The sequence below is a fragment of the Mesorhizobium sp. B2-4-1 genome, from assembly GCF_006442185.1.
Taxonomy (GTDB): Bacteria; Pseudomonadota; Alphaproteobacteria; order Rhizobiales; family Rhizobiaceae; genus Mesorhizobium.
Map to the genome: position 1 here is coordinate 1 of NZ_VFVN01000016.1, position 15,784 is coordinate 15,784.

Here is a 15,784-nt window from a genome sequence, read left to right on the forward strand (position 1 = left end):
CGGCAAATACGTCGATATCTACGAGTTCGCCGACGGTCGGCTGGACGTTCGGTGGAGAGCGTGTTCCCTGCCCCACATCGTCTTCGACAAGGAGCAGCGCGTCACGCACACGGCGATCACCGAGAACAAGCGGCTCGGCGAAGTGCTGACCTGGATCAAGGCTCAGCAGGACGAGGCGCGGCCTCCGCCGAAGATCAAGACAACAGCGACCAGAGCGCCTACAAAGCGCCCGGCATGTTCCATGGCTGCGCCGGACCTGTGCGGCCGATTACCGCCTTGTGGAAGCCTAGGCCAAACCCGGCTGGGTTCAGCGGCCCCGATGAGGCTGCCCTTCTGATTACCGCTTCGAATGATGATCGACGATAAAGGTGTCCGCCGGATTTCTCACTAAACATCGCACCTCTGGCGCCTTTATAGATTGCCGGTCCAAACTAATAAGTCGGATTAGGCGTAAGAAGGCACCAGCCGGGTGTCGCGCAGTGGCAGAGCCAGCGTGAAGCGCAGGCCTTCTTGGCGATAATGAAGTTCCACCTGAGCATCGCATTGCAAGGGTACAACCTTTTCGAGCAGCGCTGTCCCAAACCCTCGCCGCTTCGGCGCCTCGACCCTTGGCCCGTTGCTTTCCTGCCAGCTGAGGCTGAGCATGTGCTTGTCCCCGGTGTCGGCTACTGACCAATGAACATCAAGTTGCCCTCGAGGGTGCGACAAGGCGCCAAACTTGGAAGAATTGGAGGCAAGTTCATGAAAGGCCATGCCAATGGGGACGGCGATATCAGCGATCAACGGTACGCTAGGGCCCTCGATCCTAATGCGCGGGCTGTCGCGCGTTTCGTAATGGTCCAACTCCCCCTTGAGGAGGTTATGCAGAAAGGCCGTCTGCCAATAGTCATCCGTCAACATCGAGTGCGTTTCCGCCAGCGAAACGATCCTGGCTGAAAAGTCCTTCACGAACTCCTCAACGGTCCCGCTCGACTTGGCCGTAGCGCCCATCATGGCCCGAACGTTCGCGAGCGTATTTTTGACGCGATGATGCAATTCGCGGATCAACAGGTTCTGCCGTTGACTCACCTCCTGTTTCTGTTCGATGTAGGATCTTACCTCAAGCTGGCGGGAGCGGGCGCGCAACGCAGAGCGGACTGAATTGGCGAGGCTCGATGCCAGAAATGGCCTTTCGAGAACGACAAGATAACGATCGAGGAACGAAAGCCGTTTATCAAATTCGGTTCCTCGCATGGTCAGAAGCACAATCGGAAAATCTGACCATGCTGGCTGGTTCTGCAGCCACACCGCAAACCGGCTACGGTCGCAATTGATCAGGGCCTCCTCCGCAACAACGAGGCACTGAGCATGGTCCAGGAGCAACATCGCGTCCTCCAGATTTGAGCAGATACTTGAATCGATCCCACTGGCCGCCAGGATAGAGGCCGCAATCCGGGCGTCCCGTCCCGTAGGCAAAAGCAGAAGAACGTTGGGCTCGCTCATGATCAAGACGACCCTTGGTCGAGAAGATCGCCCCGCTTGCCGTCAAAAAATGGCACGCCGGTCAGAATGCCTCGAAAATCCTGAAGTGGCTCACTCACAGCCAGCCCATCGGTGCGGATGCTAAATTCACGGATCGTGTCTTCATGCTGGCCGACACGCTTTTTGACCACCGAGATAGCTCGCCTAAGGCGCCCGGCACTTTCGAAGAAGCGCAACAGCATGACGGAATCGCAGAGATATGTCACATCGACCGGGACTTCTATCTGGCCGACCAAGCCATGGTTGGCCAGAACCAGGATGGTCACCACCCCCTTATGGTTGAGGTAGGTGAGTATCTCATGCATCTGAAGCACAAGATGCTGCTCTTCCGACATCGCGTTCAAGTAGCCGGTGAGACTATCGATGACGACCATTCTGGCATTAAGGCGCTCGATCGCGAACTGTATGCGTCCCGAAAGTTCACCGGGCGACAGCTCGGCTGGATCGATCTGTTCCAGCAAAAGCGCCCCATCCTCAACAAACTTCTGGAGACTCATACCGAGACTTGAAGCTCGGGCCATGAAAATTCGCTTCGTCTCATCGAAAAGAAGCACCAAGGCCGTCTCTCCGCGTTGCAGTGCGGCATGACAATAAGCGCAAGCGATCGTCGACTTCCCGACGCCCGATGGCCCGATGAGCAACGTGCTCGTGCCGCGCTGCAATCCTCCACCGGCCAAGACATCAATCGAGGTGTTACTTAGTGCTGGGCGGGCGTCCTCGACAACATTGTGCTCGGCAGCAACGAGCCGCGGAAAGACGGTTACCCCTCCCGGCCTGATGACGAAATCATGGTATCCACCACGAATTTGTACTCCTCGCATCTTGATAACTCGCAAGCGGCGTCGTTCGCCGCCATAAACCGGCGACAACTGCTCCAGTCTAATGACGCCATGGCTGATTGAATGCAAGTTGAGGTCGTCGTGCTCGGCAGTCAGGTCATCGAGCAAGAGAACAGTGGCGTTGTGAAGGAGGAAAAAGCTCTTAAGCGCCAGCACTTGTCTGCGATAGCGGAGCGAACCTTGAGACAACAGACGAATTTCAGATAAGGAGTCGAACACTACCCGATTTGGCTTCGCGCGCTCGATCTCGGCCAGTGCCGCTTGCACGGTCTCACCGAGCTCAAGGTCGGAGGAATGGACCAAGGTCTGCAGCTGCGACGGATCAAGGCTCAGTTCAGGCGGGACCAATTCCAGGATCTCTATGCCGTCCAGGCAAAACCCATGCCTGCTTGCCACCGAGAGCAACTCGCGCTTGCTCTCGGATAGGGTGATATAGAGGCATTTCTCTCCAGTCCGGGCTCCCTCGATCAGAAACTGCAAGCCGAGAGTGGTCTTGCCGGATCCAGGCTTGCCCTCAACCAGGTGGGATCGAAACTTAGCGTACCCGCCTCTAAGCACGTAGTCCAAACCTTCGACCCCCGAAGCAATCGGTGACGCGTCGTCCTTTTCCACGTGGGCCCCCTTGCTTTGGCGACACGGTAACGGACGCGGTCTGCAATGGTTCCGGAGTGATGCTGCGCGCCGTTGCACGTCTCCTGGTGGCGTCAGCCGAAATGAGCTGCGCAACCTCGTACTCGGTTCGCGTAAGGCAAGCGGCGGCAGGGAAAGCCTTGCTGTCCAGACGTGCCTGCGTTCATCCTCGACATCGAATGGTGCGCATGAAGTGCGCCGGATGACGCCTTCACCGTCAATGCCGATACGATTGGCCTGATACAATCAAGGAAGTCGGCCCGGGAGCCACTTCTGCGCACCGCGCACACGCTCGCCCGCTACGAGAACGCCTTCTTCAAGCGGCTGGTCTCCGACTGGTCCTACTTCGAGAATTGGCAGGACAAAGGCAGCCCCGACGCAAGCGCTTCAGCTTCGAGCGGACCAAATATTGTTGATTTCCACCGAGAACTGACCCGGCATTTTCACCGAGAAGTGACCCGTCTCATGTATGTTTCGGTTCGGTGTTGACGGTCAAGGTTCTGGCTTTCTCCTTTGCTTTTTTGGGCTCGTGGGCTGAGCTGTTCTTGAACCGGAAGCTGTCGTTTCCGGTTTCGAGGATGTGGCAATGATGGGTTAGTCGGTCGAGGAGCGCCGTTGTCATCTTGGCATCGCCGAAGACACTGGCCCACTCACTGAAGCTGAGGTTTGTGGTGATGACGACGCTGGTGCGTTCGTAGAGCTTGCTCAGCAGATGGAATAGCAGAGCCCCGCCTGACGCGCTGAACGGCAGATAGCCGAGCTCATCCAGGATTACGAGATCGGAGTGCACGAGGCGATTGGCGATCTGGCCCGATCTTCCCTGTGCCTTTTCCTGTTCAAGCGCATTGACCAGCTCGACAGTCGAGAAGAAGCGAACCCGCTTATGATGATGCTCGATGGCCTGGACACCCAGCGCGGTCGCAATATGGGTTTTGCCTGTGCCAGGGCCGCCGACGAGCACGACATTGTTGGCTTCATCGACGAACTCGCAACGATGAAGTTGCCGCACCAGTGCCTCGTTTATCTCGCTGCTGGCGAAGTCAAAGCCATTGAGATCGCGATAGGCTGGAAAGCGTGCGGTCTTGAGCTGGTAGGCTGTCGATCTGACCTCTCGTTCCGCCGTCTCGGCCTTCAGCAGTTGCAACAGGATCGGAATAGCGGCTTCAAATGCAGGCGCTCCCTGTTCGGTGAGTTCGCCGACAGCCTGCGCCATGCCGTGCATCTTCAGGCTCCGGAGCATGATGACGATTGCGCCGCTGGCAGGGTTATGACGCATGGCGCACCTCCGCGGCCTTCCTCAAAGCATCGTAGCGTTCGACGTTGGCTTTCGGCTCATTGGTGAGCGTCAAAGCCTGAGGAGCACTGATGGTCGGGGGCGTGAGCGATTTGCCGTCGACGAGTCGATGGAGAAGGTTCAGCACATGTGTTTTGGTTGGAACGCCGGCTTCCAACGCCGTCTCCACGGCCAGGAGCACAGCCTGCTCGTCGTGTTGGAGGACAAGTGCCAGGATGTCGACCATCTCCCGATCACCGCCCTGCTTCTTGAGCAAATGTTGCTGTAAATTCCTGAATGCATCGGGAAGTTCAGCAAACGGTGCTCCGTTGCGTAGGGCGCCTGGCTTGCGTTGAACGACAGCGAGATAGTGCCGCCAGTCATAGACCGTCTGTCCTGGTCGATCATGCGAGCGATCGATGATGCGGCGATGCTCACAGACAATCAGACCCTCCGCGGCGACAACGACACGATCCGGATAGACCCGAAGGCTTACGGGCCGATTGGCAAAGGACGCCGGCACGCTGTAGCGGTTACGTTCTAAATGCACGAGACAGGTCGGGGTAACCCGCTTGGTATATTCGACAAAGCCGTCGAAGAGACGTGATGTCGGCATGAGAGCCTGGGCTTCCTCTGCCCAGATATCGTGCCGCGCATTTTTCCATGCGGCGTCTTGTGCCAAAACTCCTTGCATCGAAGCTCCAGCCAGTCGTTCAGGGCTTCCAATGATGGAAAGCGCGGCATGGGTTGCCACAGTCGATGACGCGCATCCTGAACGTTCTTCTCGACCTGTCCCTTCTCCCAGCCAGACGCTGGATTGCAGAACTCAGGTTCGTAGAGATAATGGCTGGCCATGGCCATGAAGCGGACATTGACGTCGCGCTCCTTGCCGCGCCCGACCTTGTCGATCGCGGTCCGCATATTGTCGTAGATGCCGCGCCGGGGAACGCCGCCAAATACACGGAAGGCATGATTGTGGGCGTCAAACAACATCTCGTGCGTCTGCAGGAGATAGGCGCGAACGATGAAGGCGCGGCTGTAACTCAGCTTCGTATGGGCCACCTGCAACTTGGTGCGCTCATTGCCGATGATCGCCCAGTCCTTGGACCAATCGAACTGGAATGCCTCGCCAGGCTCGAACGTCAGAGGCACGAAGGTGCCGCGTCCAGAGGTCTGCTGCTCTCTCTGCAGATCCGCCTTCCACTCCCGGGCGAAAGCAGCAACACGACCGTAAGACCCCTCATAGCCAAGGCTCAGCAGATCGGCATGAAGCTGTTTCATCGTGCGTTTCTGTTTGCGGTTCTTTTTGGCTTCCGTTCTCAGCCAAGCCGACAAACGGTCGGCAAAAGCATCAAGTTTGCTCGGCCGATCCGGCACCTTGAATTTCGGTTCGACGCCATCAGAGCGCAGATATTTGCGAATGGTATTCCGGGACAGGCCGGTCCTGCGGCAAATCTCCCGGATCGATAGATGCTCTCGAAAATGCCAGCGCCGGATTACGCTCAATAACGCCATGTCGATCACTCCAAAGCCCCCGCTAACGTGCAGGGATGGTTCAAACATGGGTCAATTCTCGGTGGAAATATCCTGTGTTGCCGGGTCAGTTCTCCGTGGCAATCAACAGGCGGGGTTCTTCAGCAGAATCCATTCTTCGTTCCCCCAGATCAGTTTCTGGCCGAGCTCCAGGCCCGCAGGACACCCGTGTAACGGCGTAGATCTTGGGGAGTGGATGTTGGACAAGTTGGATCAACTTGATGACCGCGAGCTGCGGGCATTGCGCCGCGCTCTGGGCGACATGGCGGCGCTGTCTTCTCTTCCGGCAATGTGGGTCAACGCCGACGAGGAGCGGATTGCGACGAACCTCGCCGATGCTCTGGTGCAGGTGCTTGATCTGGATGGCGTGCGGGTGTCCTTTCGCACCGAGCAGGGCGAAAGCCGCGAAGTCAGCCGGTTTCCCCAGGGTCAGCCTGTGGATCTGGTTCATCTCCTCCAGACAAGTCCGAATCTTGTCGGGTGCGCCAATAATTCAACAGATCATAAATTAACAACGACAATCCGATCAGATTGATCTATTTTCGTTGCAGGCATGTTTCTGGCGTAACGGAGCGACGCTCGTGGCATCAATTCGCAAGCGCGGAAGCAACTACCATTCCGTGATCTATTTTTTACTTCTCGGTCGTTTTCGCGCCTGTGCCGGTGCGACCAGTCCCATACCGACCACCGGATTCTCTTTAGCGTAATCTTCAAGCTTCTTGGCAGTACTCAAGGACGCAGGCTGGTATTTGAACTCGCTCCGGGATGAATCTTTCGACCAGTAAGTTCGAAGCTTTGTGATCGCTTCAGAAAGGTTAGGCGACTTTCGTATGGCGTCATTCAGACCAGCTATCGCCGATTCTGAATCATATGCCCAAAAGGTCCTGTAATGATATCGGTGACCAATTGACCAATACGTTCCCAAGTACCTCGCACCCTCAACCTTCTCCACGTTTTGCCGAATAAAAGCCTCGTTGTCTTCAAGGAATTGATGGAATGTCGGTACATCCTGGTAGGGGATGCCAAATGTCCACTCAATTAGAATACAACCCAGGGCGTACGAGATTTCCGGCTCGCACGGTGTCAACGGCAGAACCCCATGCGTGCGAACTTCGGCGACGAGTGGCTGAACCGCCGGTGGCGGTGCAATGCCTTGCCGACGTACCAAACGCTTGACCTGTTCGATAGTCGGATTGCGTGCCACTAGCCAGTCCTCCTGATCGCTGAATGGTTTCTTCTGCGGCACATTCAAGCCGGTTCGACAAGCTCTATGACGCCCTGCTGAATGAGATCCTCAATGCCCCGCCGCAGTTCAAGCCGTGCCACTTCGCGCGAGCGCGAAGGTTCAATTGTAGCAAAATAGCGACGTTCCAGCGACCTCCAATTTCGCCCGTCGCACAATTCCATTATAAGCCACGCAGACGCATTGAGGGTGTATAGCCTCGGGTTATCTGGCGTGAACACGATGCATACGCCCATCTCATCGACGGGGCGAATCCGCAGGTTTGCGACCTTTCGAAAGGAGACGCGACGGTAAGACACGTAAGTCGACTCCGTCATTCATTGTCGAGCAGAACGGATCAGGTGCCGCCCAACGACCATGAAAGGCATAGGCGGCCGAGCGGCAACCTCCGCGCGTTCCTTCAGTGGTGTCGCAGTCCGGGCACGACTTTTCGACCACACCGGAGCGCAGCTCTCGGTATAGGGAATGCTGCCAAGTGTCGAGGAACGGCACTTCGCGAATGTTGCCGTAATCGACGTACTCGCGCAGATAAGCGCAACCAATTGATCGGCCGAATGGATCTACCGCAGCAGCCTGCCAGCAGCAATTCCGGTCATTGGGATGCCACGACTTCATCACGGTAAGCTCAGGTGGTGGTGTAAGCGAGTTGAGCACAGCCATCTGCTCTTGCAGGGACATCGCCAACTCATCCCAGCGGGACTTAGCTCGTCCCAGAGGATAGAGGCGCAGAATTCCTGCGCGGGGAACGCCGAGCTCGTGTGCAAGCTCCAAATACTCTTGCAGTTCGTGCATATTTCTCCGGTTCAGGATCGTGAGCACATCAGTATCGATGCCAGCCTCGAGCAGGTAGCGAACCGCTTCGCAGGCTTTCTGGAAGCTCCCGCTAACTCCGGTGAAATAATCGTGCGTCTCGGCTCTCGCTCCCATCAGGTCAATGAGCACACGTCCTATGCCAATCTGCTTTAGGCGATGCGCCATCTCGCGATTGATGAGGGTTCCGTTGCTCCGCAACATGGTCATCATGCGGCGAGCGCAGTGTGCCAAAATTTGAAGAAAATCTTCCCGGAAAAGAGGTTCCCCACCTTCGAAATAAACGGAAATAAAATTATTGTTGACCAAGTAATCGAGAAATCCCAACCATTGATCAGTAGCGACTTCAGCAGACGCTTCGCAGGCCTGGCAATCCGCATAACAGTGCTTACACTCGAGATTGCACGTCTGAGTTATCGACAGTGTTATGCTTAGCGGTGATTTCAGGAAAGGTTGCAAGCTCACGTCCTCCTCAGCAAGAGTAGCACCTCTCATTGGGAAATCCAATGCGCTGCCGGCAAGCGCTCTGACGGGCAACCCTGGAGACAGCGCCTCGTTTTGCGTCAATCGGTGCACCGAGCCTGGTTTCGGCTCGGAGTATGGTCCGAAATTCTTGGGGTCGAGCCAGCCTTCGTAAGGAGCATGACGGAGGCAACGCAGCGGAAAACCCAGGGTGGCCTCGGGTCGTTCCAAGGCCAGCAGACCTGCGTCGTGCCATAGGGCTGAACCAGGATAGACGGTGCTGACGGCAGGTCGCGCGGGAGAAGTCGCCACGCAATTCCACGACGTAGAAGATCGCGTTGATGATTTCACGCGGCGACCAGGCGCGTGGTCGCGCGCGTTCGCACGGTTCGGCATAAACGGCTCGGTCAGAGTCCATTCGGAGTTTCTAACGTAAGCCACCGCGGCTATGATGTCGCCGGATCCACATCGTGGCTCCAAGAAAGCTTTGACAACCTTTGGAGTCGCACGAACCCCGGCCACAAACCCATTTCTCGGGACGGGCACTCACAGGTTTACAAGCTGGAGACGCTCCATATGCGATGTCCTCGGTGTCGGTTCGAGAACGGAGTTGGTATGCGGTTCTGCGGCAACTGCGGAGCACCGCTGACGAACGCACCTTCGCCTCTGTCCGACGACGCCGCACTCGCCTCCGCAGAGCGCAGGCAGATCACTGTCGTGTTTTGCGACATCGTCGGGTCAACTGCCTTATCGGAGCAACTCGACCCCGAGGATCTCCGCGACCTTTTTGCTACCTATCGATCCACTTGCGATGAGGTGGTCCGCCATTGCGGAGGGTGGATAGCTTCATACTTCGGGGACGGTCTTCTCATTTACTTCGGCTATCCCGGTGCAGGCGACGACGATCCGGTAATGGCTGTGCGCGCTGCGATTGAAATCATCTCGCGTTTCCAGCAACGTAGCGCTGAAATGGTCGATTGCGCTGGTGCCAGCTTGCAGGTTCGCATCGGCATCCATACCGGATTGGTGGTTGCTGGCGACCTCCCCAGCGGTTCTGACCGGGAGATCTACTCTATCGTCGGCGAGACTCCCAATGTGGCAGCTCGTCTGCAAGCGATCGCTGCGCCCCAGACGGTACTCATCAGCGATGCCACATACGCCCTGGTCAAGCATCGATTTGAATGTCGCGCCTTAGGAGAGCGCCATCTCAAAGGTATTTCGCGTCCGATACGGGTCTATGTACCGTTGGCTGAATCAGCCTTCACGTGGCAGGACGCATTTGCACTTCGGAACCTTACTCCGCTCGTTGGACGCACACGCGAGCTGGCACACCTCAGAGAGGGTTGGGAGCGCGTACTGCAGGGCAAGGGTCAAGTGGCGTTGATTTGCGGCGACCCGGGAATTGGCAAATCACGCCTCGTACACGCTTTTCACGCCAGCATAGCCGACGACCATTCCATGCTTGCGTGTAACTGCGTGCCGCATTCGTCCGACAGCGCGTTCCTCCCGATTATTGATTTGCTGCATCGGCATCTTGCAATTACCTCGTCGGATGGCGCGGCCGAAAGACTGGCGAAACTTGAAATGTCGCTAAAGCAGTCGCCATTTCGGGAAGAGGCGCTGCCCCTGATTGCTTCTCTGCTATCGCTCCCGGCTCCTGCAGGACTGGACACGACCAATCTGCCGCCTCAAAGGCGGCGGGAGAGGACGATTGAAATTCTGCTGACCTGGTTGCTTCGAGAGACGGAGCGTCGCCCGCTTATTTTTGTCGTAGAGGACCTCCATTGGGCCGATCCCTCAACGCTCGACGTCATCAAGCAACTTCTTCAGCTTGTTCCAACCGCGAAGTTATTTCTCCTCCTGACGTTTCGCCAGGAGTTCGTGCAGCCTTGGATTGATCCTTCGCACGCGATGCGATTTACGCTTTCGCGCCTCTCCTCTGGTGACACCAACGAAATTATTGCCAACCTGACCAAGGGCACCGAGTTATCACCGGCGTTGCGCAGCCAGCTGATTGAACGGGCCGACGGTGTGCCGCTATTCGTGGAGGAATTAACGAAGACCGTTATCGAATCTGCGCAGGTCGGCGGTAGCGCGAAGGCTCCGGCCCCCCTCGACGAGGCTGCTATCCCTGTAACATTGCGCGACTCCCTGATGGCCCGACTGGATCGGCTGAATTCCATCAAAGCGACCGCGCAGATCGCAGCAACTCTTGGCCGCGAGTTTCCGTTCGAGTTGTTGAAGGCAGTCACGTTGGCGTCTGAGACAGAGCTGCTGAGCGCTCTATCCCAGCTGGTCGACCGTCAGATTCTGTTACAGCGTGGTATTGCTCCGCACGCTTCATATTCTTTCAAACATGCACTCATTCAGGAGGCAGCCTATCAATCCCTGCTTCGAAGCTCTCGGCGCCACTACCATCTGCGGGCCGCCGAGGCGCTGGTTGTCCGGTTCCCGGATTTGGCCGAGCGGCAACCAGAGCTGATAGCTGAGCATCTCAACGTTGCGGGGGATACAGAGCGAGCTATCAACTACTGGCAAACAGCCGGCGAACGAGCGCTGAGCCGCTATACAAACCCCGAGGCCGAAGCTCACTTCCGAAAAGCATTGGCTGCGATCATGAGCCTTCCTTCATCGCATCAGCGCCAGCAACAGGAGACTTCGCTCTTGATCGGGCTTGGCACTGCGCTGACCTCGATCAGGGGTTGGGCCGCTTCGGAGGCTGAGCACATCTACGCCAGGGCGCGCTTTCTGTGCCAGACGATCGGAGACACCCCACAGCTCGCGGCTGCCCTCCGAGGTTTGCAGTCGTACTATCAGGTGCGAGGACCTGTTCAGGTGGCTCGAGAAATCGGTGAGCAACTCCTCGAAGTGGCGGACCGGGGTGATGATCGGTCAATCCGAGTCGAAGCGCGACGTGCTCTCGGCTGGTGTCTCTTCTGCCTCGGGGAATTCCCCGCAAGCAGAAGGCAGCTCGAGGCCGCGCTCGGCGGATACGATCGAGCATCGTCGCGCCGAAATATCCTGACATACGGATCCGATGCAGGTGTTGCTGGCCTTGCCAATCTTGCTTGGCTCGAATGGTGCGCGGGTAGCTCCGAGTACGCAGTTGAGCGAAGTCGCGAAGCAATCCGTCTGGCAGAAACGCTCGCGCATCCGCTCAGCCTCACCTACGCACTCTGCATGTCGGCGGCCGTCCATCAAGGCCTCGGTCAGCCAGGAATAGCTGAGGAGCTTGCTGCGAGCACCGTTGCGATAGCTACCGAGAATAGCCTTTTGTACTGGATGTCCTGGGGCACCATTATTCGGGGCTGGGCGGTTGCCGAACAAGGCTCAACTGATGCGGGGATCAATATGTTGAACGAGGGAATCGAGGCGTACGCCGCGACAGGCGCGAAGCTGTTTCGCGGCTATGCGCTTGGCCTGCTCGCCGACGCCTGCGGTAAAGCAGGGAAGCCGCGTGAGGGGCTCCGCCATGTCAACGAAGCGGTCGTCAGCAGCACGGCCGTGAACGTGCACTTCTTCGACGCGGAACTCCACCGGATCAAAGCGGCTCTTCTTCTACAGTCGGGAAGCACTCGCAGGGCAGCCACTGAGGCGCTTGAACTCTCGGTAGAGACTGCTCGAAACCAGGGTGCGAAGATGCTCGAGCTTCGCGCCCTGAACGATCTGGAACAATTGCGCGGCCGAGCCGGTCCGTCCGCCTGACGATCGGACCGCGATCGCGACATTGCTGCCAGACCGCCCTGGTGTCAGCAACGCAGCCGGAAGCGCTGTATGTCCTCGGTCGTCGCGGTGTCGGGAGTCTGGCCAAGGAACGCGGCAAAGCGACGAACATGCCGAACTGGTAGTGCTGCGTATGCGGTCCCAGGCCCCGCATCAGCATGTCTTGCTGCATTCGCTGGCGAAGCGGCGTGATCGGAGCATCGGTCGACAAGGTAGCCATGACAAGTTCCTCTCGTTGAAGGGAACTCCATGGTCAGATCGCAGGCTTTAACTGCTCAAGGCCTATGAATACGCGTCATCTCAGAACCACGCGACTCTCCCGCGAAGCGGGTTCGTGCATGAGGCGCAAAGTTGCCGTTCGAGAGGCCAGGAGCGAGGCTGAATTTAGTATACCAACATATGCCCTACGCTTCGGTGGACTTCCTCCCTACCCTTCCGATTCTGTGGCGCTTCCGCATTGCGGTGCGCGAGGTCTGGAGGATCAAATTGATCGCGAAGCCTATCAGAGATTTTTGCGACCGGATTCATAAAATCCAAGGGGTTCGAGTCCGCGTTTTGGGCCTGCTCGGAAAAACTTAATAATGTCAACGGTTTAATTGAGTATTATGGTGGGCCCGGAGGGACTCGAACCCCGATCAGGCTAGATCTCGAAAATTGCATCCCTATTCACCGCTGACGTTTCCTTTGGCACCTCGTCCGCTCTGGCTGTGAAACCGCCAACCTCGATCTTAGCCGCCGGGGAGGTGTGTTCCTCCCTTCGTTTGTCGTCTTCTTCGGTCGACCCGACGCTTGTGGTTCAGGATGAATAAGCACGAGGGAAGACGATGTCCTGATCGACCAGAATGTTGAACTTATAGCCAGGCCGGATTTCGAGCGTTGGCTGCACGTCGATGTTCTTCGAAATTGTCCGCTCGGCAACGCGGCCGAAGGTTTCGGCGAAAGATCGCCTTGCCGAATTTTCGGCACTGTTTTCGGAGCCGAGTGAATTGCGATCTTCCGGTATCGCCATGTCTACGCCGGCACCGATCGCCGCGATCAGGATCGCAGACCCGAATATTCTGGGATAGTGATTGTTCACTCTGTCCTTGAAACCGCCATAGCCTTGGCCATCCGTGCCGGCCATGCCTCCGATCTGCAGGGTCGCACCGTTCGGGAAAATGATGTCGGTCCAGACGACAAGCACGCGGCGCTGACCGAAGGTGACGCTCGAATCGTACCTGCCGAAGAGCTTCGCGCCTTGGGGAACGAGCAAATGGTGTCCAGTGGCGCTGTCGAAGACGTTCTGAGAGACCTGTGCTGTAATGCGGCCTGGCAGGTCAGAATTCACACCTGTTATCAGCGTCGCGGGAATGACCGACCCCCGTTTGAGTTCATACGGCGACAATTGGGGAACGAGACGGTTAGGTAGGTAGCCGAGATCCTTAATATCCTGATTGAAGAAGCCGGCTTTATCCCCTTGCCGGTTCCCGTCGGATCCGGCCTGGCCGGCCAGCCCAGCGCGCATCGCCGCGGCGTAAAGGTCAGGCGCCCCGGGTCGCGATGAATTTGCGCTGCCGCTATCGGGAGCGCTGCCTTTGTCGCCATCCAGCTTACTTTGATCGCCGATGCCGACGCTGATCGGGGAATCGTACGCTGCGTCATTCGCCTGAACCCGGGCCATCCGCTGGCGATGCCGCTCGCGCAGATATTGCTCTTCCTGTTCACGCTGGAGGCGCGCGCGCCAGATGCGTTCCGGCTCGACCGCCGGTTCCGGCACGGCGGTGGATTGACTTGTCGTGGGTGCCGGCTTGAACGGATTGGCTGGAAGCGGCGCGGCGGTCGCCGGTGGCGGTGACGGTCGAAACAGGGAGGGTTCGACGGGCGCTTCGATGACGCCGTCCGACACGCCGCGCTTGAGTTGGTCGGCGAAGTCGCGCGCGGGCGGAGAGTTCGAAGCCGAGCCGATGCCGTCACCGCCGCGAAAATACAGGCCGCGTTGCGACAATCCGTAGATGATGACGCCGAAGAACAAGATCGCGAGCGCAATTGCTGCGATGACCGGCAACCTGTTGAGGCGGCGAATGCGGGGAGCGCCATCACCGTCGCCGGATGGCTTTGTTGAAATATCGAGTGAGGACATTCGCGCCTCCTCTCAGCCGCGCCGCATGATGGACAGCGGGCTCGAAGGGGTCGCGCCTGATTTCGTGACCGCATAAGCCCTGCCAAGATCAATGGTCGATGTCGACAGACGGGCGAGCACGCTGCCTTCGAAACTGTCCACGACATAGGCGAGATGGATGAGCTTGCTGCCGTGCGTCTTCTGATCTGCCATCGCCACTGCGTAGCCCGAGCTCTGCAAGGATAATTTCATGGCCTCGCCGAAGGGCGAACCATCGGACTTGAGGACAATGGTTCCGGTGCCGGGTCCGACGACGTCGGCGAGCTTGCTCACCATGTCACCGGCGATCGCGTTGGCAGCCGTTGAAGAGAGCTCCGCCTTGTCGACGCTTGCCGTGAGATCGCCCTCGCCCGGGGTCTGGCAAGCAGTGGCGCAGGCGCACATTACGGAAACGGCCGTAATGCGGGCGAGTGGTGCTAACGATCGAAAGCTGGCCATGGTCACCCTCCCCTCTTGATGGTGATCTTCTCCTGCTTCCAGCCGACGCCAGAAACGAGAACCGCGCGGTCCACCATGTAGTCGACGATCATCATCGTGCCTTTCACCCGATAGTTGACGATCCGGTTCTCGCCACCCGAGACGACGAACAGAACCGGCGCGTCCTGCCCGGCAAAAGAAGACGGGAACTGGATGTAGGTCTTGGTTCCATCCGAATAGACGCGTGTCGGCTTCCAGCGAGCGCGGCCGCTCGTCCGATAGCCAAAGTTTAGATTTTCGGCGGGCACGCCGGCGCCCGGGATCGTGGTCGCTTCCATCCGCGCGTTAATCTCGGCGAACTTCTGATTGACCTCGTCCGGATATTCGAACCCGACGCGGGCCATGTATTGTGTTTGATGGGACTTGAGCTGGATATGATGGCCGATGACCAGAACAGCCGCGCCGTCCTCATCCGGCGCGACGAGACGCGCTGCAGCATCCGGCAGGTCGTGTCGCCGATCATGAACGAACGCAACGAATTCTGCGGACTGGTCATCGTCTTCCAGGACTTCACCGATGCGCGCGCGCTGCAGCGCCAGCTTGCCCACGCCGCCGCGCATGATGCGCTGACCGGCCTTGCCAACCGCGCGAGTTTCATCCGCGCCATGGAAGAACTGGTCGATCAGGCCCGCAAGGAGGGGATCGGACATCAGTTCATGTTCATCGACCTCGATCATTTCAAACTGGTCAACGACACAGGCGGCCACGCGGCGGGAGACGCATTGCTCAAGCGCGTTGCCGAGGCCGTGCATGGCGTGCTTGGTCCGCAGGACATGGTCGCGCGTCTGGGCGGCGACGAATTCGCGGTCATTCTGAAGTCGGGCTCGGCCGCCGGGGCCAGAATCGCGGCGCGATCCATCATCGATGCGATACAGGGCCTCGACTTCACCTGGGAAGGCCGTCCCCATTCGATCGGCGCCAGCATCGGACTGGCTCCTATCAACGCAGATTGCGGCGCGGTCGACGAGATCATCGCCAGGGCAGACGCCGCCTGCTACGTGGCCAAGGCTGCCGGTCGCGGATGCGTGTCCATGGCGCCGGAGACCGATGCGAAGGACGACAGGGTCGAAATCGAGACGCCCACGCCCCTGGCCGCCGCGTCGTAAACCCGCGCG

11 protein-coding genes and 2 pseudogenes are annotated in these 15,784 nt (G+C 58.2%); 4 read left to right on the top strand and 9 right to left on the bottom strand.

The annotated features are described in order from the left end of the window. Nucleotides 1-225 (top strand): annotated as a pseudogene (locus tag FJ949_RS30555) (ISNCY family transposase); the annotation flags it as partial. A gap of 219 nt (nucleotides 226-444) precedes the next feature. Here FJ949_RS30555 and FJ949_RS27765 read toward each other — a convergent pair. From FJ949_RS27765 to istA, 4 genes and pseudogenes are all read right to left on the bottom strand, one after another. Next, nucleotides 445-1,488, bottom strand: a complete 1,044-nt coding sequence (locus FJ949_RS27765) for a sensor histidine kinase (RefSeq protein WP_140500861.1) — start codon at nucleotides 1,486-1,488, stop codon at nucleotides 445-447. Further along, complete coding sequence (locus FJ949_RS27770) at nucleotides 1,485-2,972, bottom strand: ATPase domain-containing protein (RefSeq protein ID WP_140500862.1); 1,488 nt, start codon at nucleotides 2,970-2,972, stop codon at nucleotides 1,485-1,487. Before FJ949_RS27770 ends, FJ949_RS27765 begins: the two co-directional genes overlap by 4 nt. Nucleotides 2,973-3,453: 481 nt before the next feature. Then, nucleotides 3,454-4,266 carry an IS21-like element helper ATPase IstB gene (istB, locus tag FJ949_RS27780; protein WP_140500863.1) on the bottom strand — a complete coding sequence of 271 codons (813 nt, stop codon included), beginning with the start codon at nucleotides 4,264-4,266 and terminating at the stop codon, nucleotides 3,454-3,456. Then, a pseudogene (istA, locus tag FJ949_RS27785) lies at nucleotides 4,256-5,778 on the bottom strand (IS21 family transposase). Before istA ends, istB begins: the two are co-directional and overlap by 11 nt. Before the next feature lie 217 nt (nucleotides 5,779-5,995). Here istA and FJ949_RS27790 point away from each other — a divergent pair. Continuing rightward, nucleotides 5,996-6,331 (top strand): hypothetical protein, encoded by a 336-nt coding sequence (locus FJ949_RS27790; protein WP_140500864.1) that lies wholly within the window; start codon nucleotides 5,996-5,998, stop codon nucleotides 6,329-6,331. Nucleotides 6,332-6,421: 90 nt separating this feature from the next. Here the strand turns inward: FJ949_RS27790 and FJ949_RS27795 are convergent, their stop codons facing one another. Together FJ949_RS27795 and FJ949_RS27800 are read right to left on the bottom strand one after the other, a co-directional pair. After that, on the bottom strand, nucleotides 6,422-7,000 hold the full coding sequence (locus FJ949_RS27795) for a hypothetical protein (RefSeq protein ID WP_140500865.1): 579 nt from the start codon (nucleotides 6,998-7,000) through the stop codon (nucleotides 6,422-6,424). A gap of 276 nt (nucleotides 7,001-7,276) precedes the next feature. Then, on the bottom strand, nucleotides 7,277-8,623 hold the full coding sequence (locus FJ949_RS27800) for a radical SAM protein (protein ID WP_224646679.1): 1,347 nt from the start codon (nucleotides 8,621-8,623) through the stop codon (nucleotides 7,277-7,279). 303 nt (nucleotides 8,624-8,926) lie between these two features. Between FJ949_RS27800 and FJ949_RS27805 the strand changes: the two genes are divergently transcribed. Continuing rightward, the gene (locus FJ949_RS27805; protein ID WP_181172176.1) at nucleotides 8,927-12,016 is read left to right on the top strand and encodes an adenylate/guanylate cyclase domain-containing protein; all 3,090 of its coding nucleotides are present in this window, start codon (nucleotides 8,927-8,929) and stop codon (nucleotides 12,014-12,016) included. An 814-nt stretch (nucleotides 12,017-12,830) separates the two neighbouring features. Here FJ949_RS27805 and trbI read toward each other — a convergent pair. The 3 genes from trbI to FJ949_RS30925 are packed head-to-tail and all read right to left on the bottom strand — an operon-like array spanning nucleotide 12,831 to nucleotide 15,346. Further along, nucleotides 12,831-14,153, bottom strand: coding sequence for an IncP-type conjugal transfer protein TrbI (trbI, locus tag FJ949_RS27815; RefSeq protein ID WP_140500867.1), 1,323 nt, complete (start codon nucleotides 14,151-14,153; stop codon nucleotides 12,831-12,833). Nucleotides 14,154-14,165: 12 nt separating this feature from the next. Beyond that, a complete protein-coding gene (trbH, locus tag FJ949_RS27820) occupies nucleotides 14,166-14,630 on the bottom strand; it encodes a conjugal transfer protein TrbH (protein WP_140500868.1) in 465 nt (154 codons plus the stop codon). 2 nt (nucleotides 14,631-14,632) lie between these two features. Next, nucleotides 14,633-15,346 carry a TrbG/VirB9 family P-type conjugative transfer protein gene (locus FJ949_RS30925; protein WP_246680045.1) on the bottom strand — a complete coding sequence of 238 codons (714 nt, stop codon included), beginning with the start codon at nucleotides 15,344-15,346 and terminating at the stop codon, nucleotides 14,633-14,635. Here FJ949_RS30925 and FJ949_RS27830 point away from each other — a divergent pair. After that, nucleotides 15,266-15,775 (top strand): GGDEF domain-containing protein, encoded by a 510-nt coding sequence (locus tag FJ949_RS27830; RefSeq protein ID WP_246680047.1) that lies wholly within the window; start codon nucleotides 15,266-15,268, stop codon nucleotides 15,773-15,775. The two genes, FJ949_RS30925 and FJ949_RS27830, sit on opposite strands and share 81 nt — an antisense overlap. Nucleotides 15,776-15,784 lie beyond the last annotated feature (9 nt).